The organism is Nocardia farcinica (assembly GCF_001182745.1).
GTDB classification, from domain to species: Bacteria; Actinomycetota; Actinomycetes; order Mycobacteriales; family Mycobacteriaceae; genus Nocardia; species Nocardia farcinica.
The window spans coordinates 2,266,050-2,286,128 of the sequence record NZ_LN868938.1 but is presented as its reverse complement, the minus strand read 5'-3'; the positions used below and the strand labels follow the sequence as shown (position 1 = coordinate 2,286,128).

Sequence of the window (20,079 nt, the reverse complement as noted above, 5' to 3'; positions counted from 1 at the left end):
GGCGGACGCGCGGCGGCCGGGCTCGCGCGCTGCGGTGCGCGGGCCGGGACACCACGCGGTCGCCACCGGGGGCGCGGGCGGTGAGCGTCGACCGAGCGACCGAAAGTGCCACCGGCACAGTCCGTTCCGTGCGGTTGCGGAGCCTGACGTGGTCGGTGTTCGTGCCGATGGCGCTGTACGGCACCGGGGCCGGTGCGGCGGCGCCGATGTACGCGCTACGGGCCCTGGATCTCGGTGCGAGTGCCGGGCTCGCCGGACTGGTCGTGTCGCTGAGCGGGCTGGGGATGGTGCTCACCGATCTGCCCGCCGGCCGGGTGGTGGCCCGGGTGGGGGAGCGCGGGGCGATCGGGCTGGGGTCGCTGCTCGGGCTGGCCGGGGTGCTCGCGGCGATCCTGGCGCCGAACCTGGCGGTGCTGGCGGCGGGGATGCTGCTCAACGGCGCGGCGGGGGCGGTGTGGGGCCTGGCCAGGCAGTCCTACCTCGTCGCGGTGGTGTCTCCCGGTGACCGGGGCCGCGCACTGTCGACCCTGGCGGGCGCGCACCGGCTCGGGTTCTTCTGCGGCCCGTTCCTCGGGGCCGGACTGGTGCACGTGATGGGCCCGAACGGCGGACTGTGGTTGCAGTGTGTCACCACCCTGCTCGCCGGTCTGGCGATGGTCGCGGTGCGCGACGTCGGCGGCGAGAGCGGCACGCACACGCTGTCCTCGGTGGTGGTGGAGAACCGTAGGCTGCTGGGCACGCTCGGCTCGGCGGCGCTGCTCACCGGCGCCGCCCGGGCCGCCCGCCAGGCGCTGTTGCCGTTGTGGGCCGCGCACATCGGGCTCAGCCCCGTCGCCACCAGCCTGATCTTCGGCATCGCGGGAGCGGTCGACGTGCTGATGTCCTATCCCGCGGGGATCTGGCTGGACCGCTACGGCCGCCGCGCCACCGGTATTCCGTCCATGCTGTGCTTCGCCCTCGGCTACGCCGCGCTGCCGTTCACCGGCTCGGCGCTCACCGCGGGCGCGGCGGCGGTGCTGCTCGGGCTGGCCAACGGCATCAGCAACGGGCTCATCATGACCGTCGGCGCCGACGTCGCCCCGCCGGACCGGCGCGCCGAATTCCTCGGCGCCTGGCGTCTCACCCACGACATCGGCATGTTCGCCGGACCGGTCGCGGTGGGCGCGATCAGCGCGCTCGCCGTTCTCGGCGCCGCCTCCTTCGCGCTCGCGCTCGCCGCGGGGGCGGGCGCGTGGACGATGTACCGGTGGTTTCCCGCCGGGCGGGCCGCGGTGGACCGACCACGGCCCGACAGCGGCCGAACGCGGCTGCTCAGCGGACGCGGCTGCCGAGCAGGTGCCGTACGCCCGCGATGAACAGTTGCAGGCCGAAGTCGAAACGCGCGGTGGCGTCAGGGGTTTCGTCGAGCGGGGTGGCGTCGGCGGGCAGCGCGCCCGCGGAGTCCATCTGCATGCGGGACTGCTCGTCGACGGTCTGGCCCAGCACGTAGTACAGCAGCGTGTAGGCGGCCAGTTCGGCCTCTTGGCGCGGCATGCCCGCGCGGATCGCGACCCCGGCCAGGCGCTCGCGGCCCTTGCTGGTGGTCAGCCGGGAGGCGTAGGTGGCCGAGACGAGTTCGGCGCCGTCGCGGTAGGCCAGCAGGCAGTCCCGCAGCCGGTGCGCGAGTTCGGTGAGCTGACCGGCCCAGTCGGTCGCGGTGACCGGTGCCTCCATCGGGGCCAGGATGCGGTCGGCGACCGCGCCGAGCAGGGCCTGCTTGTTGGGGAAGTGCCAGTACAGGGCGCCCGGCTGCACCTGCAGTGAACTCGCCAGCCTGCGCATGGTCAGGTCGGCGAGGCCGTACTGGTCGAGGATGGCGATGGCGCCGTCGACCACGTCCGCCCTGTGCAGTTGCACCGTTGTCCCTTCCGATCGTGCTTTGACTCACTCTTGCCGCTACCCTAGCCTGAACACCGTTCAAGTTGCACGGCCACCTCGGGCGCGAGGGGCCGTCGCCCTACGAAGAAGCCCGCCCGAAGGGATTTCCGCAGTGACCCAGGCACCCGTTCAGACCGACATTCTCGAGATCGCGCGCGAGCAGGTGCTCGAGCGCGGCGAGGGCCTGACCCAGGACCAGACCCTAGCGGTGCTCCGGCTCGGTGACGACCGGCTCGAGGAGCTGCTCGGACTGGCCCACGAGGTCCGCATGAAGTGGTGCGGCCCCGAGGTCGAGGTCGAGGGCATCATCAGCCTCAAGACCGGCGGCTGTCCCGAGGACTGCCACTTCTGCTCGCAGTCGGGCCTGTTCCAGTCGCCGGTGCGCGCGGCCTGGCTCGACATCCCCAGCCTGGTGGAGGCCGCCAAGCAGACCGCCAAGACCGGCGCCACCGAGTTCTGCATCGTCGCCGCCGTGCGCGGCCCGGACGCCCGGCTGATGGCGCAGGTCGCCGCCGGTGTGGAGGCCATCCGCAACGAGGTCGACATCCAGGTGGCCTGCTCGCTGGGCATGCTCACCCAGGAACAGGTCGACCAGCTCGCCGCGATGGGTGTGCACCGCTACAACCACAACCTCGAGACCGCCAAGTCGCACTTCCCCAACGTGGTCACCACCCACACCTGGGAGGAGCGCTGGGACACGCTGCGCATGGTGCGCGAAGCGGGCATGGAGGTGTGCTGCGGCGGCATCCTCGGCATGGGCGAAACCCTGGAGCAGCGCGCCGAATTCGCCGCGCAGCTGGCCGAGCTCGAGCCCGACGAGGTGCCGCTGAACTTCCTCAACCCGCGTCCGGGCACGCCGTTCGGCGATCTCGAGGTGCTGCCCGCGGCCGAGGCGCTCAAGGCCGTCGCCGCCTTCCGCCTGGCGTTGCCGCGCACCATCCTGCGCTTCGCGGGCGGTCGCGAGATCACCCTCGGCGACCTCGGCGCCAAGCAGGGCATTCTCGGCGGCATCAACGCCGTCATCGTCGGCAACTACCTGACCACCCTCGGCCGGCCCGCCGAATCGGACCTGGATCTGCTGGGTGAGCTGAAGATGCCGATCAAGGCGCTCAACGAAACGCTGTAGGTCGCCCGCCGATGAGTAGTGTCGTGGACATGGACGAGCGCTACAACCCGTTCACCGGCAAGCGGATCGTGCCGGGCCTCGACGACGCGGTGCCCGCCGCGGCCGCGCTGGGCCTGGAGCCGCCGCGGTTCTGCGAGCAGTGCGGCAGGCGCATGATCGTGCAGGTGAGCCCGGACGGCTGGTGGGCCAAGTGCTCCCGCCACGGGGTGATCGACTCGAAGAGTCTGGAACACCGGTAGTGCGCGCCGAGGGTGTGCGCCGGGAGGCGGCCACGGCGTTGCTGGTGGTCGCGGGCGTGGTCGTGGTGAGCCTGCTGGTGGGTGCGCTGTGGGGTGTGCTCGCACCCACCGAGCAGTTGCTGGTGACCCAGCCCGGTCGCGGAACGGGACTCACGGGGGAGAGCGCCCACCAGTTCGACGCGGTGGCGATCTTCGTGTGCTTCGGCGCGGTCACCGGACTGCTGAGCGCCGTCGCGGCGTGGCGGCTGCTGCGGCCGGTGCGCGGGCCGCTGCTGCAACTCGGCTTGCTCACGGGGTCGTTGATCGGCGCCTACGCCATGGCGTGGTGCGGGGAGACGGTGGCCGAGCTGCGGCATCCGCGCGCCGACGATCCGGCGGTCGGCAGCATCGTCACCCTGCCGACCGAGGTCGGCACCGATCTGGCGCTGCTGGTGCAGCCGTTGATCGCCTCGCTGGTGGTGCTGTTCCTCGCGGCGTTGAGCACGGCCGAGGACCTGGGCACCGGGTACCTCGGGCCGTTCGGGCACGCCCGGCCGACGCCGACGTGGGGCGCGGTCCCCGCCTACGACGATCCGGGTGCGCTCGATCCCGCCCGGCCCGTGCATCCGGAGGCGCGCCAAACCCGCTGAGCACGGTGGTCGGCCGTAGAATCGGGGCATGCCGTTCGTGGGCAGCGGTTCGACGGTCGAGGAGATCGACGGCACGTTCTGGCGGCTGGCGCAGCCGCTGGTGTATCGCGGTGCGAGCCAGGAGTTCACGGTGCCCGCCGGGTTCCGCACCGATTTCGCCTCGGTGCCGCGCGCCCTGGTCTGGTTGATCCCGCGCTACGGCGCCTATACCCGCGCGGCGATCCTGCACGACTATCTACGCGCCGGCGCGGTGGTGAGTGCCGCCGACGCCGACGGGATCTTCCGGCGCAGCCTGCGCGAGTTCGGCGTCTCGGTGCCGCGGCGCTGGATGATGTGGGCGGCGGTGCGGGTCGGCAGCGGCCTGGCCGGGGCGAGCGCGGGTGACCTGCTGCGCTTCCTGCTCGTCGCGGTGCCCGCGGTGCTGTTCCTGGCGATTCCCGTACTGGTGGTGAGCCTGGCGCTGTGGGTGTTCTGGGTGGTGGAGCTGCTGTTCTGGTCGGGAGCGCGGCTGACCCGGCGCACCGAGGGTCCGGCGCCCCGGCCGGAGATGAAGACCGCCTGATCGAGTAGCCCGGAGCCGCAGCGGATTTCGTGTGTCGGACGCTCAGGTCGGTGGGCGCAGCGCGGCGAACTCGTCGGTGACGCGCAGGCCGGAGTCGGTGAACCGGTGCACCGCGGCCGGGCGTCCGCCGGCACGTCCCGGTGCGGCGGTGGCGCCGGTCGGCGTGATCACCTTGCGGCGGTGCAGGACTCGCTGCAGGTTGGTCGTGTCGACATCGTATCCCAGTGCAGCGCAGTAGATTTCGCGCAGCACCGACATGGTGAAGGTGGCCGGCGCCAGGGCGAAGGCGATGTTGGTGTAGGACAGTTTCGCCGCCAGCCGGGTGCGGGCGTGTTCGACGACGATGCCGTGGTCGAACGACATCGTCGGCAGTGCGGAGACCGGGTGCCAGGCGGTGTCGTCGGGTAGTTCCGGTTCGGCGGTCAGCGGGACCAGCCCGAGGTAGGCCGAGGCGATTCGGCGCGGCCCTGGTACCCGGTGCGGGTCGCTGAACACCGACAGCTGCTCGAGGTGGGCCAGCTCGCGCACGTCGACCTTCTCGGCGAGCTGGCGCCGCGCCGAGGTGTCGAGGTCCTCGTCGTCGCGCAGCCGGCCGCCGGGCAGCGACCAGGTGCCCTTCTGCGGGTCGAGTGCGCGTTCCCACAACAGCACCGCCAGTTCGGTCCGCTGGTCGGGCGGGCACGGCCGCAACACCCCACTCGCGGGCACGGCAACACGCTGACCTGCGGTTTTCTCGACGGGGAAGCGGCGAACCTGGAACACCGCGGTGAGCGATTCGTGGATGGTGCTACTATGGGCCACGTTTTCGATTGTAAGTCGAAAACCTGGTTTGGTGCGAATCGCGGTGCCGCGTCGACGAAAGCGGTGGCGGCGGACGCACGAGGAAGGGAGCCATCATGGCGACGACAGGTGCGAAGCTGGCGCCTCCGCTGATGGGGCAGGTGTTCGACGGACCCGCCGGGTTCGCCGGTGTCGAGGCGACGCCCGAGTGGGCCCAGGAGATCAAGCGTCTGGCCAGGGAGCGCAACGCGACCATTCTCGCCCACAACTATCAGCTGCCCGAGATCCAGGACGTGGCCGACCACGTCGGTGATTCGCTGGCACTGTCGCGGATCGCGGCCGAGGCACCCGAGGACACCATCGTGTTCTGCGGGGTGCACTTCATGGCCGAGACCGCGAAGATCCTCAGCCCCGACAAGACGGTGCTCATCCCCGATCAGCGCGCGGGCTGCTCGCTGGCGGACTCGATCAGCGCCGCCGAGCTGCGCGCCTGGAAGGCCGAGCACCCGGACGCGGTCGTGGTGTCGTATGTGAACACCACCGCCGAGGTGAAGGCGCTCACCGACATCTGCTGCACCTCCTCCAACGCCGTGGACGTGGTGGCCTCCATCGATCCCGAGCGGGAGGTGCTGTTCCTGCCCGACCAGTTCCTCGGCGCCCACGTCAAGCGGGTCACCGGCCGGGAGAACATGCACATCTGGGCCGGTGAATGCCACGTGCACGCGGGCATCAACGGTGACGAGCTCACCGAGCAGGCGCGCAGCCACCCCGACGCGGAGCTGTTCGTGCACCCCGAATGCGGGTGCGCCACCTCGGCGCTCTACCTGGCCGGCGAGGGCGCGTTCCCGGCCGAGCGGGTGCACATCCTGTCCACCGGCGGCATGATCGACGCCGCCAAGGCCGCCAAGTCCACCCAGGTGCTGGTCGCGACCGAGGTCGGCATGCTGCACCAGCTGCGCAAGGCCGCGCCGGGCATCGACTTCCAGGCCGTCAACGACCGGGCCTCGTGCAAGTACATGAAGATGATCACCCCGGCCGCGCTGCTGCGCTGCCTGGTGGACGGCGCCGACGAGGTGCACGTCGATCCCGAGACCGCCGCGCTCGGTCGCAACTCGGTACAGCGCATGATCGCCATCGGCAATCCCGGCGGCGGTGAGTGAACCGCCGGTGACGGCGGCGGAAGGCGTGAACCGATGACGGCTGCGGTGACGATCGAGTGGGAGGCCACGGCCGACCTGGTGGTGATCGGCGGCGGGGTCGCGGGACTGACCGCGGCCCGCACCGCCTCGCTGCGCGGGCTGCGGGTGCTCGCGCTGAGCAAGGGCGGGCCGACCGACACCGCGACGCAATACGCACAGGGCGGCATCGCCGTCGTCGCCCCGCACGGCGACTCGGTGGAGTCCCACGTCCGCGACACCGTGGAGGCGGGCGCGGGGCTGTGCGACGAGGCGGCGGTGCGCTCCATCGTCGCGGGCGGGCAGGCGGCCGTGGCGGCGCTGACCGATCTCGGCGCGGTGTTCGACCTCGGCCGCGACGGGCAGGTCTCCCGGACCAGGGAGGGCGGGCACAGCACCCGCCGCATCATCCATGCCGGGGGCGACGCCACCGGCGCCGAGGTGCAGCGCGCACTCAACGCCGCGGGCCTGCCGGTGATCTTCGGCGCGGCCGCCTGCGAGGTGGTCACCGGACCGCACGGCGTGCAGGGGGTGATCGCGGTGTCGGAGAACGGTTTCGGTGTCGTGCACACCCCGTCGGTGCTGCTCGCCACCGGCGGGCTCGGCCAGCTGTACGCGCTGAGCACCAATCCGCCCGGCGCGACCGCCGACGGCGTCGCGCTGGCGCTGTGGGCCGGGGCGACGGTGGCGGACCTGGAGTTCGTGCAGTTCCATCCGACCGTGCTCTACACCCCCGGCGGCACCGGCCGTCGCCCGCTCATCAGCGAGGCGGTGCGCGGGGAGGGCGCGGTGCTGGTCGACGCGACCGGCCGCTCGGTCACCGCCGGGGTGCATCCGCGCGGCGATCTGGCGCCGCGCGACGTGGTGTCGCGGGCGATCGCGGCCCGGATGCGTGACCTGGGCACCGACCACGTGTATCTCGACGCGCGCGCGATCGAAGGATTCACCCGGCGCTTTCCCACGATCACCGCCTCCTGCCTGGCCGCGGGCATCGACCCGCGCGCCGACCTGATCCCCGTCGCGCCGGCCGCGCACTACCAGTGCGGTGGCGTGGTCACCGACACGCACGGGCGCACCGGGGTGCCGGGGCTGTTCGCGGCCGGTGAGGTCGCCCGCACCGGCCTGCACGGGGCGAACCGGCTGGCCTCCAACAGCCTTCTGGAAGGGCTCGTGGTGGGCGAGCGGGTCGGCGCGGCCGCCGCGGAACGGCTCGAACTGCCCGCCGAGGTGACCGAGATCCGCCCCCGGGCCATGCCCCGGGTGCCCCGGGCGGCGCTGCACCAGGTGATGACCGCGCACGCCTCGGTCGTCCGCGACGGCGACGGGCTGGCGGAGGCGGCGGCCCGGCTGGAACGGGCCGTGCTGCGCGGCATGTCCTCGCGGTACTCGCAGGCCAGGCAGTCGACGGCCGAATCCGTGCCGCCCGCACCGGAGCTCGCGGCGCGGCGGATCGCCGACCTCGAGGACGGCGCGCTCACCCTCACCGCCCGGGTGTTGTTGCTGGCGGCGGCCGCGCGGCGGGAGAGCCGCGGCTGCCACACCCGCTCCGATCACCCGGCCACCGACGACGCGCTGCGGCACAGCATCCCGATCCGGCTCGACCCCGACGGCCACCCCGATCTGCTCGGCACCCTCGACGTCACCGCCGACCTGGCGGCCGACCCCGACGGTCCCGAACTCGCCGCCGTTCCGTGAGCGCGCACCGACAGAACAGGAGAACGACGATGGCTTTGGACGCCGCGCTGGATCGCGACGAGGTGCTCGCGCTCATCCGCACCGCGCTGGACGAGGACCTGCGCTACGGCCCCGACGTCACCACCGTGGCCACCGTGCCCGCCGACGCCGTGGTCAAGGCGTCGGTCGTGTCCCGGCAGCCCGGCACGGTCGCCGGAATCGACGTGGGTCTGCTGGTGCTCGACGAGGTGCTCGGTGCGAGCGAGTACGAGATCACCGGCCGGGTCGCCGACGGCACCCGGGTCGAGCCCGGTCAGGCGGTGCTCGGCGTGGTCGCTCCCACGCGCGGACTGCTCACCGCCGAACGCACCCTGCTCAACCTGATCTGTCACCTGTCCGGCATCGCCACCGCCACCGCCGCCTGGGTGGACGCGGTCGAGGGCACCGACTGCAAGATCCGCGACAGCCGCAAGACGCTGCCCGGCCTGCGCGCCCTGCAGAAGTACGCGGTGCGGGTCGGCGGCGGCGTCAATCACCGGATGGGCCTCGGGGACGCGGCGCTGATCAAGGACAACCACGTGGCCGCCGCCGGGTCGGTGGTCGAGGCGCTGCGGGCCGTGCGCGCCCTGGCCCCCGACATCGCGTGCGAAGTGGAGGTCGACAGCCTCGAACAGCTCGACGCCGTCCTCGCCGAAGACGTCGAACTCGTCCTGCTGGACAACTTCCCGCTCTGGCAGACCCAGGCCGCCGTGCAACGCCGCAACGCCACCGCCCCCACCACGAAACTGGAATCCTCCGGCGGCCTCACCCTCGACGTGGCCGCCGACTACGCCCGCACCGGCGTCGACTACCTCGCCGTCGGCGCCCTCACCCACTCCGTCACCGTCCTCGACCTCGGCCTGGACTTCTGACAGCGTCGTCGGCCACGACCAGGAGTACACCCGGTGGCGCAGGCGGTGGATCAAGGCCGCGGGTACCGGGCACCCCGAGGAGACCGACTGGCGATCACGCCGGTCAGGTGGTGAGTTCGCGTTCCAGGGGGGTGCGGAAGCGGGGGACGGGGCGGGTGTCGCCGAACCATTTCTCCAGGCGGGCGGCTTCGGTGGCGATGTGGGTGGCGGCCTCGGTGCCGGGGTCTTCGAGGAGGCGGTAGACGACCTCGCCGGATCGGCGCTGGGCCCAGCCGCCGACGATGCGGCCGTCCCACCAGACGGTGGGGCCGATGTTGCCGTTGCGGTCGAACAGGGCGGGGGCGTGCGGACCGAGGTACCAGTCGCGCGACTGCCAGCCCATCGGCGTGGGGTCGAGGGCGGGGAGCAGGGCGGCGGCCGGTGCGGGGGCGGGCACCGGCGCGAGATCGTCGGCCAGCACCACGCCGGTGCCGCCGTCGAGGTCCACCTCGGCGACGTCGAGCCGGGCCAGCGCCGACCGCACCTCGGCCTGCGTCCACCCGGTCCACCACTTGAGGTCGGTGACCGGCGCGGGCCCGAAGGCACGCAGCCACCGCCGCACCACCTCGGCCCGGGCCTCCTCGACGGGCACCGCGGGGACACCACCGGGCAGCCAGGATTCGATCGGCGCCCAGGTGTACTGGCTGCTGCTCCACCCACCGTTCGGGCGTCCGCGCACGATCCGGCCCTCGGCCCCGAGGGTCAGCAGCACCCAGGTGGTGATGTTGGTCGGCCGCTCATACGCCTTGCCTGGGGCGGTCACGATCGAGGTGCGCAAGCGCGGCACCGCCTTGCTCAACTGTGCGCCGGTCGCCGCGCCGAGCGCCAGCAGCGCGTCGTGGGTCTCCCGCTCGACCTCGGCCCACCACGCCGCGACGTCGCCGTCCACCACCCCGGCCTGTTCCACCAGTTTGGTGTAGGTGCGGCGCTGCTTGACCGCGAGCGCGTCGGCGCAGGACGCCTGCAGGGCGCCGACGACGTCGAGCGGCACCACGAACATCGTGCGCCGCATCGCCAGCATCCGCAGCAGTGTCCGCTCCTCGTACAGCGCGCGCTCCACGTCGGCGGGCACGAGCGTGTCCGAGCGGGCGGCCACCGACAGGAACACCGTCGCCGGGTCGGTCGCGTGCAGGGCCACCATCGACCGGGCGATCTCGGTGACGTCCGCCGACCGCGCGGTGGCCGCCAGATGGTGCCGCACCGCCAGCCGGGCCCGCCGCTCCGCCACACTGATCGAACGCATGTGCGGAGTGTAGCCGGGGTGGGTGACGGATTCCGCCGTTCCGTCAGCGGTTCACCGGGTCCGCGCTGCGCACCCGGATCGCCGACGCGGTCGCCGGCGCCAGGGCGACCGCGACCGCGGCCGCCACGAACGGACCGCGTTCGGCCGGCCCGGTACCCAGCGTGGCCGCCGCGGCGATCGGGCCGAGCGCCGCGCCGCGGTTGAGCGCCGCGGTGGCGTAGGCGCCGCCCATCGTCGGCGCCCCGCCTCGCCCAGCACGCGGGCGACGAGGGTGCTGCCGACGGCGAAGGACAGTGCGCCCTGCCCGGTGACGAGGACCAGCAGGGTGGCCGGGTGGGTGGTCGCCGCGGTCGCGAGCCGGCCGAGGAGCGCCGGCGGGCCGCCGACCGCCACGACCTGCCCCGGCCACCGGTCGGCGAGGCGTCCGGCCGCGGTGAGGCCGAGGCAGGAACCGAGGCCGAACAGCATGAGCGCCACCGGAATCCACCGCGGCGACAGGCCCACCGGACCGGTGATCAGCGGTGCGAGGAAGGTGAAGGCGCCGAAGGTGCCCGCGTTCACCAGCGCGGCCGTCGCCATGAAGGCGGCGACGACCCGGGTCACCACCAGGACCCACAGGTGGTCGGCGAGCGCGCCTGCCACCTGGACCACCGCGAAGACCAGCACGAACGCCGGCAAGCCGCGGCGCGGGGGCCACCGGCGCGCGAAGGCGGCCGTCAGGGGCGCGCCGACGACCATCCCGACGGCGAATGCCGAGGCCCCGGAACAACGTCGCCCTGCCCGATGGTTGTCCCGGACGAGGTTCGACGACGAAACGAGGTGGCAGCATGAGCAAGCCCGACGACCCCGCCTACCACTGGAACGGCGCGGAGCTGGACCTGGACGCGTACCTGGCCAGGATCGGGTTCGCCGGCGAGCGCGCGCCCACCCTGGCCACGCTGCGTGAACTCGTGTACCGGCACACCACCGCGATCCCCTTCGAGAATCTCGAGGCCGTGCTCGGCCGGCCCGTGCGCCTCGACCTGGCGACCCTGCAGGACAAGCTCGTGTACAGCAGACGCGGCGGCTACTGCTACGAGAACGCCGGCCTGTTCGCCGCCGCGCTGGAACGTCTCGGGTTCGGGGTCACCGGCCACACCGGCCGGGTCACCATGGGGGCGGGCGGCCTACGCCCGGCCACGCACGCGCTGTTACGGGTCACCACCGCCGACGACGACCGGGTGTGGATGTGCGACGTCGGCTTCGGCCGCGGCCCGCTGCGCCCCTACGAGCTGCGCCCGCAACCGGACGAATTCACCCTTGGGGACTGGCGATTCCGGCTCGAGCGCCGCACCGGCGAACTCGGCACCGACCTGTGGGTGCTGCACCAGTTCGGCAGGGACGGCTGGGTCGACCGCTACACCTTCACCACCGCGCCGCAGTACCGGATCGACTTCGAGGTCGGCAACCACTTCGTGTCGACCTCGCCGCGCTCGCCGTTCACGACCCGTCCGTTCCTGCAGCGGTTCCATCCCGACCGCCACCACGTGCTCGACGGACTGACCCTGACCACCGAACGCCCCGACGGCAGCGCCGACATCCGTGCCCTGACACCGGGCGAGTTGCCCGAGGTCATCAACGAGCTCTTCGACATCGAACTGCCCGGCCCGGACCTGGATGCGCTCACCACCGGCAGCTGGCTCGAGCGCGTCGCTGCGGGCACCCCGTAGGGGCTTTCCAGTACCGTCGGCCGGGTGGGTACCCAGCGGAACAAACTCTTCGTCCTGGTCGCCGCACCCGTGCTGGCGCTGGCCGCCTGCAGCTCCGGGCCCGAACAGCCACGCACGGTCGCCGAACAGTTCGCCGACGCACTCAACGCCGACGACGTGGCCGCGGCGGCCGCCCTCACCGACAACCCGGACCAGGCCACGGCGACCCTGAACCAGCTGTACGCGGGCCTGGGCAAGGAGGTCACCTACGAGGTGCGCGGCACCGAGGGCGACACCTTCACCCTCGCCGCCACCTGGAAACTCGGCAGCGCGGGCCAGGAGTGGACCTACACCACCACCGGCACCGCCGCCGAGAACGGCGATTGGGCCATCCGGTGGAATCCGGCCACCCTCGCCCCCGGCCTGGACAAGGGGCCGCTCAGTTATGGACCCGCCTACGCCCGCCCGGCCCGCGTGCTCGACGCCGCGGGCGGTGAGCTGATGACCGAGCAGATCGTGACCCTGGTCAACCTGACCGCCGAAGCCGACACCGCCGCCGTGGCGGCGCTGCTGAACCCGCTCGCGCCCGGCATCACCGATGCCTCGCTGCGCACGGATATCGCCGCGGCGCAAGGCAAACCGGTCACCGCGATCACGCTGCGCGCCGCCGACATCGCCCCCATCCGCGACGCGCTGGCGGCGCTGCCGGGCGTGACGCTGGCCCCGCAGACCCGGCTGCTCACCACCGACAAGGCCCTCACCTCCCCGACGCTGTCCGGGCTGGCCGAACTGTGGCAGCAGCAGGCCGACGAAGCCGCCGGGTGGGCCGTGCGGGCCCAGACCCCCAGCGGTACCGAACGGATCGCGGGCGCGGAACCGCGACCCACCGCCGACATCGTCACCACCCTCGACGTCGGCCTGCAACGGGCGGCCGAGGCCGCGCTCGCGCCGATGGACAAGCCCGCCGCGATCGTGGCGCTGCAACCCTCCACCGGCAATGTGCTGGCGGTGGCGCAGAATTCGGCGGCCGACGCGCAGGGCCCGATCGCGCTGACCGGTCTCTACCCGCCGGGTTCGACGTTCAAGACGGTGACCGTCTCCGCGGCGTTGCAGGCGGGCGAGGTCACCCCCGACACCGTGGTGGCCTGCCCGGGCAGCGCGAACATCGAGGGCCGTCGCATCCCCAACGACGACAATTTCGATCTCGGCCAGGTGCCGCTGCACACCGCCTTCGCCCGCTCCTGCAACACCACCATGGGCATGCTCGGCGTCCGGCTGCCCGCCGACGGGCTCACCCACGCGGCCGCTCAGCTCGGCCTCGGCATCGACTATGTGACCCCCGGGCTGACGACGGTCACCGGGAAGGTCCCGGCCGCCGACAGCCCCGCCGCGCGGGTGGAGTCGAGCATCGGCCAGGGGCAGGTGACCGCGTCGCCGTTCGGGATGGCGCTGGTCGCCGCGTCGATCGCGCGGGGTTCGGTACCCGCCCCGGCGATCGTGGCGGGCAGGCCGGGTACCCCGGACCGGCAGCCCGATCCGTTGCCCGCGGGCGTGGCCGAGCAGCTGCGAACCATGATGCGGGAGACTGTGACCGGAGGCACAGCCACCGAACTCGCCGACATCCCCGGGCTGGTCGGCAAGACCGGCACCGCCGAGTACATCGATGACACCCACGCGCACGGCTGGTTCGTCGGAATAGCGGGTGATCTGGCGTTCGCCGTGTTCGCCGAGGACGCGGGCAGCTCCGCGCCCGCGGTGGCCGCGGCGGGTCGCATGCTGCGCGTGTCGCAGTAGCCGTCGGCTATGCTCCGATGTCGTCGCCGCGGGGTCCGTTCGGGCGGATGACGAACCCACGGCTGGCGCGTGCCGACCTTCCCCGGCCCGCTACACTCGTCGGGGGCCGCACCAGCGGTCAATATGCGGGATGTCACGATTTCGAGAAGGTTCGGAGTAGGCGCCATCGATACCGGTCAGTTGATCGCGGAGCATTACCGCCTGGTCGAGCGGATTGGTAGCGGCGGCACAGGCGTGGTCTGGCGTGCCACCGACGAGCGCCTCCGGCGGTCCGTGGCGATCAAGCAGATCCACATCCAGCCGAGCCTGCCCGAGGCCGAGCGCGACATCATGCGTCAGCGCGCGATCCGCGAGGCACGCAACGCCGCACGCTTCCAGCACCCGAATGCCATTGTGGTGTTCGACATCACAGAACACGACGGTGATCCGTGCCTGGTGATGGAGTACCTGAAATCGCGCAGCCTGGCGGCGGTGCTGTCGGCGCAGGGCACGCTGCCGCTGACCCAGGTGGCCCGCATCGGCGAACAGGTCGCCTCCGCGCTGATCGCCGCCCACCAGGCCGGCATCGTGCACCGCGACGTGAAACCCGGCAACGTGCTGCTCGACGATCACGGCACGGTCAAGATCACCGATTTCGGTATCTCCCGGGCCACGGGCGACGCCACCCTCACCGAGACCGGACTGATCTGCGGCACCGCGGCCTACCTCGCGCCCGAGGTGGCCCGCGGCGCCGATCCGACCCCGGCCGCCGACGTGTTCTCCCTCGGCGCGACGCTGTTCCACGCGCTGGAGGGCGAGCCGCCCTACGGCGCCAGCGCCAACCCGCTCGCCGTGCTCTACGCCGCGGCCAACGGTCAGGTCAGTCAGCCGCGCAACGCCGGACCGGCCACCGACTTCCTGCTCGCGCTGCTCAGTCCCGATCCCGACGACCGGCCGACCATGCGCGTCGCGCGCGACACGCTGGCCGCGTTCGCCGACTCGGCGGCCAACCCCGTTCCGGCCGGATTCGTGCCCGCCAGTGAGGCTTTCGGCCGCAGGCAGGACGAACGCCAGGACGCGACGACCAAGGCGATCCGCTCGGCGGTGGCCGCGCCGCCGCAGCGGCCCGCCGAGCGACCGCTGCCGCCCCCGCAGCACGGCGCGGCCCATCCCGAGACGGCCGCGCATCCGAAAACCGTGGCGCAGCAACCACCCTCGACGCCGAGCGGGTCCGGTGGCAAGCGGCGCGCGGTGCTCATCGGCGGACTGGTCGGCGCGCTCGTGGCCGTGACCGCGCTGCTGCTCGGCTCGCTCAACCAATCCGACTCCAATGGCCCGGTGGCGCAGGCGAATCCGCCCGCATCATCGACCACCACCAGCGGTGGCGCGAGTTCGACCACCACCGTCGCCCTCGGCGGCACGCCGAGCGCGAGCACGGTGGACTGGGGCTCGGCGGGCCAGCTGATCGTCGACTTCTACAGCGACCCGAGCGGCTCCTGGTCGCTGCTCACCCCGGCGGCGCAGCGCGCCTACGGTGGCGAGCAGGCGTTCCGGCAGTACTGGGGCTCGCGCACCATCGAGACCTTCTCCAACATCAACGCCGCCAACGGCGCCAACAACGCCGACGGCTCGGTGGACATGCGCCTGGCGAACATCACCGTCAACGGTCAGTCCAAGCAGTTGATCCTGCGCGTGGTCGACAGCGGCGGCCGCCTGCTGATCGACAGCGACACCCGCTAGCCCGGCCCCGCCGCAGACCCCGGGGCGGGGATCGGCGGTGGCCGCGGCGATGGCAGGGCGCGGCGGCCATTAGGCTGGTAACGGCAACTTTCCTGTTGCGACCAGCCGACGACTAAGGATCGACACCGACATGACATCCCGCATCGAGCTCGCCCGCGTCGATTTGCGCGGTCGTACTCCTTCCGCTGCCGAGCTGCGCGCCGCGCTGCCGCGGGGAGGAGTCGACGTGGACTCGGTGCTGCATCATGTGCGGCCGGTCGTGGAGGCGGTGCGCGAGCGCGGGGCCGCGGCGGCGCTGGAGTTCGGCGAGAAGTTCGACGGCGTCGTTCCGGCCACCGTGCGGGTGCCCGCCGCCGAACTCGCCCGCGCGCTCGACGAGCTCGACCCCGCGGTCCGCGCGGCGCTGGAGGAGTCCATCGCCCGGGCCCGCCGGGTGCACGCCGACCAGCGGCGCACCGACACCACCACCGAGGTGGTGCCCGGCGGCACCGTCACCGAGCGGTGGGTGCCCGTGGAACGGGTCGGGCTGTACGTGCCGGGCGGCAACGCCGTCTACCCGTCGAGCGTGGTGATGAACGTGGTGCCCGCGCAGACCGCGGGCGTGGGCTCGCTGGTGGTGGCCTCGCCGCCGCAGGCGAACTTCGGCGGACTGCCGCACCCGACCATCCTGGCCGCCGCGGCGCTGCTCGGCGTCGAGGAGGTGTGGGCCGTCGGCGGCGCGCAGGCGGTCGCCCTGCTCTCCTACGGCGGCACCGACACCGACGGCGCTCCGCTCGATCCGGTCGACCTGATCACCGGCCCCGGCAACATCTACGTGACCGCCGCCAAGCGGCTGTGCCGCGGCCTGGTCGGCATCGACGCCGAGGCGGGCCCCACCGAGATCGCGATCCTCGCCGACGCCACCGCCGATCCCGCGCACGTGGCCGCCGACCTGATCAGCCAGGCCGAACACGACGTGCTCGCCGCGAGCGTGCTGGTCACCGACAGCGTGGCGCTGGCCGACGCGGTGGACGCCGCCCTCACCGCGCAACTCGCCGTGGTCAAGCACGCCGAACGGGTGCGCACGGCGCTCACCGGCAAACAGTCGGGCACCGTCCTGGTCGACGACATCACCCAGGGCCTGCGGGTGGTCGACGCCTACGCCGCCGAACACCTCGAGATCCAGACCGCCGACGCGTCCGCCGTCGCGGCCAGGGTGCGCAGCGCGGGCGCGGTGTTCGTCGGCCCGTACGCCCCGGTGAGCCTCGGCGACTACTGCGCGGGCTCCAACCACGTGCTGCCCACCGCGGGCTGCGCGCGGCACTCCTCGGGCCTGAGCGTGCAGACCTTCCTGCGCGGCATCCACGTGGTGGAGTACACCGAGGCCGCGCTGAAGGACGTCGCCGGGCACGTGGTCGCCCTGGCCGACGCCGAGGACCTGCCCGCCCACGGCCAGGCCGTGACCGTGCGATTCGAGGCGCTGTCGTGAGCGCGCCGACCGTGCCCGGCGCCGGTATCGGCCTCGACGACCTACCGCTGCGGGCCAACCTGCGCGGCAAGAAGCCGTACGGCGCACCGCAATTGACGGTGCCGGTGCAGCTCAACACCAACGAGAACCCGCACCCGCCGAGCAAGGCGCTCGTCGACGACGTCGCCGAATCCATCCGCGCCGTCGCGGCGGAACTGCACCGCTACCCCGACCGCGACGCCGTCGCGTTGCGCGCCGACCTGGCCGCCTACCTCACCCGCCAGACCGGCATCGCGGTGGACACGGCCAATGTCTGGGCGGCCAACGGCTCCAACGAGATCCTGCAACAACTGCTGCAGGCCTTCGGCGGTCCCGGCCGCCGCGCCCTGGGATTCGTGCCCTCCTATTCGATGCACCCGATCATCTCCGAGGGCATCGACACCGAGTGGGTGGAGGCCAGGCGCAACGCGGACTTCTCCCTCGACATCGACCACGCCGTCGCCACCATCGCCGAACGCCGCCCCGACGTGGTGTTCGTGACCAGCCCGAACAACCCCACCGGCCACAGCATCCCCGGCGCCGACCTGGCCAGGATCCTGGACGCCGCGCCCGGCATCGTGGTGGTCGACGAGGCCTACGCCGAGTTCTCCGCCCAGCCCAGCGCCATCGGGCTGATCGACCGGTACCCGGCCAAGCTGGTCGTGAGCCGCACCATGAGCAAGGCGTTCGCCTTCGCCGGCGGGCGACTCGGCTACCTGGTGGCCGCGCCCGCGGTGATCGACGCGCTGCTGCTGGTGCGCCTGCCCTACCACCTGTCGGTGGTCACCCAGGCCGCGGCGCGCGCGGCGCTGCGGCACGCGGACGAGACGCTGGCGAGCGTGGCCGAACTCGCCGCCCAGCGCGACCGGGTGGCCGCGGAACTGGCCGCGAGCGGCTTCCGCGTGGTGCCGAGCGACGCCAACTTCCTGCTGTTCGGCCGGTTCGCCGACGCACCGCGGGCCTGGCAGCGCTACCTCGACCACGGGGTGCTCATCCGCGATGTCGGTATCCCCGGGCACCTGCGCGCCACCATCGGCCTCGCCGCGGAGAACGACGAGTTCCTGCGGGTGAGCCGCCTGCTGGCCGCCGACGAACTGATCAACGACGAGAGCGACGAGAGCACGGGCACGCCATGACCGACACCACCCTGCGCCACCGGACCGCGCGCGTCGAGCGCGTCACCAAGGAGTCCAGCATCGTCGTCGAACTCGACCTCGACGGCACCGGGCGCACCGACATCAGCACCGGTGTGCCGTTCTACGACCACATGCTCACCGCGCTCGGCGCGCACGCCAGTTTCGACCTGAGCGTGCGGGCCGAGGGCGACATCCAGATCGAGGCACACCACACCGTCGAGGACACCGCGATCGTGTTCGGCCAGGCGCTGGGCAAGGCCCTGGGCGACAAGGCGGGAATCCGGCGCTTCGGCGACGCGTTCATTCCCATGGACGAGACGCTCGCGCACGCCGCGGTCGACGTGTCCGGCCGCCCCTACTGCGTGCACACCGGGGAGCCGGAGCACCTGCTGCACGCGGTGATCCCCGGTTCGCCGGTGCGCGGCACCGGCGAGCCCGGTGCGCCGTACTCGACGGTGCTCAACCGGCACGTGTTCGAGTCGATCGCCCTCAACGCCCGCATCGCCCTGCACGTGCGGGTGCTCTACGGACGCGATCAGCACCACGTCACCGAGGCCGAGTTCAAGGCGGTGGCCCGCGCGCTGCGCGCCGCCGTCGAGTTCGACCCGCGGGTCAGCGGTGTGCCGTCGACGAAGGGAACGTTGTGACGAGGAAATCCGTCGCCCTGCTGGACTACGGATCGGGCAACCTGCACTCCGCCGAGCGCGCCCTGGTGCGCGCGGGCGCCGACGTGCGGGTCACCGCCGACCCCGACGCCGCGCTGGCCGCCGACGGCCTCGTGGTGCCCGGCGTCGGCGCGTTCGCGGCGTGCATGGCGGGGCTGCGCGCGGTGCGCGGGGAGAAGATCATCGGCCAGCGGCTCGCCGGCGGCCGGCCGGTGCTCGGCATCTGCGTCGGCATGCAGATCCTGTTCGAGCGCGGGGTGGAATTCGGCGTGGAGACCGAGGGGTGCGCGGAGTGGCCGGGCGTGGTCGAGCGCCTCGACGCGCCGGTGCTGCCGCACATGGGATGGAACACCGTCAGCGCGCCCGCGGACAGCGTGCTCTTCGCCGGGATGGACGCCGACACCCGCTTCTACTTCGTGCACTCCTACGCCGCGCAGCGGTGGGAGCTGCCGCCGAACGAGCACTTCGCCGCACCCAAGCTGACCTGGGCCGAGCACGGCGTGCGGTTCCTGGCCGCCGTGGAGAACGGGCCGCTGTCGGCCACCCAGTTCCATCCGGAGAAGTCCGGCGACGCGGGCGCGCAGCTGCTGCGCAACTGGATCGACTCGCTCTGACCGCGGCCGCGGATCCGGGCTTACCCTGAGGGCGCCGCGCCCGAAATCGGGGTGGGCGCCGGATCCGCCGGGGGTGGTCGCGGGGTCAGACTCGGGGCGAGGAGGTAGCCATGAGGCCCGTCACCCTGCCCACCATCGTGATCGGATGCTATGCGGTGCTCGCGAGTTTCGCGTTCGCGGCCACCCTCACCGAGACGATCCTGTTCTACCCCAACGTCTTCCACGACGTCCCACGCTCGCTCGAACTCACCGAGGAGTTCATGAGCGTGGTCGGCGTCGGCGACGTGCTGCGCCCGCTCGGCGCGGTGCTCACCCTCACCGCCCTGGTGGCCGCAGCCGTGGCGACCCGGTACCGGGTGGCGCGCGGGTGGCTGGTGGCGTCGCTGGCGTCGCTGATCACCGGCCAGTTCCTGCTGTCGGTCGGTTACCAGTGGCCGCGGGTGGAGATCCTGTTCGACGACCGCGCGGCGCACACCACCGCCGAACTCGAGCGAGCCGCGTCGGAATTCCTGGTCGGGCAGGTGCTGCGCGTCGGCGCCGCCGGCCTCACCGCCACCTTCGCCGTGCTCGCCGCGCTGGCCTGCCACCGCGCGTACGTGCTCGCCGCGGCCCGCCGCGACCTGGAGACCGCGCTGGCGTGACCGGTCACGCCGCGCTGCCGCCTCCGGCCGCTGACCCGCTC

20 protein-coding genes are annotated in these 20,079 nt (G+C 72.7%); 16 read left to right on the top strand and 4 right to left on the bottom strand.

What is annotated here, in order from left to right; all coding sequences use genetic code 11:
- Positions 1-80: 80 nt before the first annotated feature.
- Positions 81-1,355 carry an MFS transporter gene (locus AMO33_RS11150; protein ID WP_060592466.1) on the top strand — a complete coding sequence of 425 codons (1,275 nt, stop codon included), beginning with the start codon at positions 81-83 and terminating at the stop codon, positions 1,353-1,355.
- Here the strand turns inward: AMO33_RS11150 and AMO33_RS11145 are convergent.
- Positions 1,312-1,896, bottom strand: coding sequence for a TetR/AcrR family transcriptional regulator C-terminal domain-containing protein (locus AMO33_RS11145; protein WP_060592464.1), 585 nt, complete (start codon positions 1,894-1,896; stop codon positions 1,312-1,314). The two genes, AMO33_RS11150 and AMO33_RS11145, sit on opposite strands and share 44 nt — an antisense overlap.
- 133 nt (positions 1,897-2,029) lie before the next feature.
- On the opposite strand from AMO33_RS11145, the gene bioB reads away from it, so the two are divergent.
- Genes bioB through AMO33_RS11125 form a run of 4 tightly spaced genes read left to right on the top strand, consistent with a single transcriptional unit; the run spans position 2,030 to position 4,473 of the window.
- Complete coding sequence (gene bioB, locus AMO33_RS11140; protein WP_060592462.1) at positions 2,030-3,043, top strand: biotin synthase BioB; 1,014 nt, start codon at positions 2,030-2,032, stop codon at positions 3,041-3,043.
- 11 nt (positions 3,044-3,054) lie between these two features.
- Positions 3,055-3,282: a biotin synthase auxiliary protein BsaP gene (gene bsaP, locus AMO33_RS11135; protein WP_060592460.1), complete on the top strand. Its 228-nt coding sequence runs from the start codon at positions 3,055-3,057 to the stop codon at positions 3,280-3,282.
- Entirely contained in the window at positions 3,282-3,911 is a 630-nt protein-coding gene (locus AMO33_RS11130) for a DUF2567 domain-containing protein (RefSeq protein WP_011208365.1), read from the top strand. The genes bsaP and AMO33_RS11130 overlap by 1 nt, the downstream gene beginning before the upstream one ends.
- Before the next feature lie 28 nt (positions 3,912-3,939).
- Entirely contained in the window at positions 3,940-4,473 is a 534-nt protein-coding gene (locus AMO33_RS11125) for a DUF1353 domain-containing protein (protein ID WP_060592458.1), read from the top strand.
- Positions 4,474-4,515: 42 nt separating this feature from the next.
- Here the strand turns inward: AMO33_RS11125 and AMO33_RS11120 are convergent, their stop codons facing one another.
- Positions 4,516-5,274 (bottom strand): NUDIX hydrolase, encoded by a 759-nt coding sequence (locus AMO33_RS11120; RefSeq protein WP_060592456.1) that lies wholly within the window; start codon positions 5,272-5,274, stop codon positions 4,516-4,518.
- Positions 5,275-5,369: 95 nt separating this feature from the next.
- On the opposite strand from AMO33_RS11120, the gene nadA reads away from it, so the two are divergent.
- From nadA to nadC, 3 genes are read left to right on the top strand one after another with little or no spacing between them, the layout of a single operon-like run.
- The gene (nadA, locus tag AMO33_RS11115; protein WP_011208368.1) at positions 5,370-6,413 is read left to right on the top strand and encodes a quinolinate synthase NadA; all 1,044 of its coding nucleotides are present in this window, start codon (positions 5,370-5,372) and stop codon (positions 6,411-6,413) included.
- Positions 6,414-6,446: 33 nt separating this feature from the next.
- Complete coding sequence (locus AMO33_RS11110) at positions 6,447-8,123, top strand: L-aspartate oxidase (RefSeq protein WP_060592454.1); 1,677 nt, start codon at positions 6,447-6,449, stop codon at positions 8,121-8,123.
- Between the two features lie 29 nt (positions 8,124-8,152).
- Positions 8,153-9,013: a carboxylating nicotinate-nucleotide diphosphorylase gene (gene nadC, locus AMO33_RS11105; protein ID WP_060592452.1), complete on the top strand. Its 861-nt coding sequence runs from the start codon at positions 8,153-8,155 to the stop codon at positions 9,011-9,013.
- A 103-nt stretch (positions 9,014-9,116) separates the two neighbouring features.
- On the opposite strand, the gene AMO33_RS11100 is transcribed toward nadC, so the two are convergent.
- On the bottom strand, positions 9,117-10,295 hold the full coding sequence (locus AMO33_RS11100) for a winged helix DNA-binding domain-containing protein (RefSeq protein WP_060592450.1): 1,179 nt from the start codon (positions 10,293-10,295) through the stop codon (positions 9,117-9,119).
- 51 nt (positions 10,296-10,346) lie between these two features.
- Positions 10,347-11,033 (bottom strand): MFS transporter, encoded by a 687-nt coding sequence (locus tag AMO33_RS11095; protein WP_060592448.1) that lies wholly within the window; start codon positions 11,031-11,033, stop codon positions 10,347-10,349.
- Between the two features lie 89 nt (positions 11,034-11,122).
- Between AMO33_RS11095 and AMO33_RS11090 the strand changes: the two genes are divergently transcribed.
- The 8 genes from AMO33_RS11090 (at position 11,123) to AMO33_RS11055 (ending at position 20,038) form a co-directional block, all read left to right on the top strand.
- Positions 11,123-12,004: an arylamine N-acetyltransferase family protein gene (locus tag AMO33_RS11090; protein WP_060592447.1), complete on the top strand. Its 882-nt coding sequence runs from the start codon at positions 11,123-11,125 to the stop codon at positions 12,002-12,004.
- A gap of 24 nt (positions 12,005-12,028) precedes the next feature.
- On the top strand, positions 12,029-13,777 hold the full coding sequence (locus AMO33_RS11085; protein ID WP_060592445.1) for a penicillin-binding transpeptidase domain-containing protein: 1,749 nt from the start codon (positions 12,029-12,031) through the stop codon (positions 13,775-13,777).
- A gap of 123 nt (positions 13,778-13,900) precedes the next feature.
- Complete coding sequence (locus AMO33_RS11080; protein WP_060592443.1) at positions 13,901-15,496, top strand: serine/threonine-protein kinase; 1,596 nt, start codon at positions 13,901-13,903, stop codon at positions 15,494-15,496.
- A 130-nt stretch (positions 15,497-15,626) separates the two neighbouring features.
- Positions 15,627-16,964 carry a histidinol dehydrogenase gene (gene hisD, locus AMO33_RS11075; RefSeq protein ID WP_060592441.1) on the top strand — a complete coding sequence of 446 codons (1,338 nt, stop codon included), beginning with the start codon at positions 15,627-15,629 and terminating at the stop codon, positions 16,962-16,964.
- The gene (locus AMO33_RS11070) at positions 16,961-18,118 is read left to right on the top strand and encodes a histidinol-phosphate transaminase (RefSeq protein ID WP_011208377.1); all 1,158 of its coding nucleotides are present in this window, start codon (positions 16,961-16,963) and stop codon (positions 18,116-18,118) included. The genes hisD and AMO33_RS11070 overlap by 4 nt, the downstream gene beginning before the upstream one ends.
- Before the next feature lie 11 nt (positions 18,119-18,129).
- A complete protein-coding gene (gene hisB, locus AMO33_RS11065; RefSeq protein ID WP_371392047.1) occupies positions 18,130-18,765 on the top strand; it encodes an imidazoleglycerol-phosphate dehydratase HisB in 636 nt (211 codons plus the stop codon).
- Entirely contained in the window at positions 18,762-19,397 is a 636-nt protein-coding gene (gene hisH, locus AMO33_RS11060; RefSeq protein WP_060592439.1) for an imidazole glycerol phosphate synthase subunit HisH, read from the top strand. The genes hisB and hisH overlap by 4 nt, the downstream gene beginning before the upstream one ends.
- Before the next feature lie 110 nt (positions 19,398-19,507).
- Positions 19,508-20,038, top strand: coding sequence for a hypothetical protein (locus AMO33_RS11055; RefSeq protein WP_060592437.1), 531 nt, complete (start codon positions 19,508-19,510; stop codon positions 20,036-20,038).
- Positions 20,039-20,079 lie beyond the last annotated feature (41 nt).

What these genes read in the sequence shown, in the direction of transcription:
- bsaP (WP_060592460.1), top strand. Translation starts at nt 3,055, where the DNA reads ATGAGTAGTGTCGTGGACATGGACGAGCGCTACAACCCGTTCACCGGC.
- AMO33_RS11125 (WP_060592458.1), top strand. Translation starts at nt 3,940, where the DNA reads ATGCCGTTCGTGGGCAGCGGTTCGACGGTCGAGGAGATCGACGGCACG.
- nadA (WP_011208368.1), top strand. Translation starts at nt 5,370, where the DNA reads ATGGCGACGACAGGTGCGAAGCTGGCGCCTCCGCTGATGGGGCAGGTG.
- AMO33_RS11110 (WP_060592454.1), top strand. Translation starts at nt 6,447, where the DNA reads ATGACGGCTGCGGTGACGATCGAGTGGGAGGCCACGGCCGACCTGGTG.
- nadC (WP_060592452.1), top strand. Translation starts at nt 8,153, where the DNA reads ATGGCTTTGGACGCCGCGCTGGATCGCGACGAGGTGCTCGCGCTCATC.
- AMO33_RS11100 (WP_060592450.1), bottom strand. Translation starts at nt 10,295, where the DNA reads ATGCGTTCGATCAGTGTGGCGGAGCGGCGGGCCCGGCTGGCGGTGCGG.
- AMO33_RS11095 (WP_060592448.1), bottom strand. Translation starts at nt 11,033, where the DNA reads ATGGTCGTCGGCGCGCCCCTGACGGCCGCCTTCGCGCGCCGGTGGCCC.
- AMO33_RS11090 (WP_060592447.1), top strand. Translation starts at nt 11,123, where the DNA reads ATGAGCAAGCCCGACGACCCCGCCTACCACTGGAACGGCGCGGAGCTG.
- AMO33_RS11080 (WP_060592443.1), top strand. Translation starts at nt 13,901, where the DNA reads ATGCGGGATGTCACGATTTCGAGAAGGTTCGGAGTAGGCGCCATCGAT.
- hisD (WP_060592441.1), top strand. Translation starts at nt 15,627, where the DNA reads ATGACATCCCGCATCGAGCTCGCCCGCGTCGATTTGCGCGGTCGTACT.
- AMO33_RS11055 (WP_060592437.1), top strand. Translation starts at nt 19,508, where the DNA reads ATGAGGCCCGTCACCCTGCCCACCATCGTGATCGGATGCTATGCGGTG.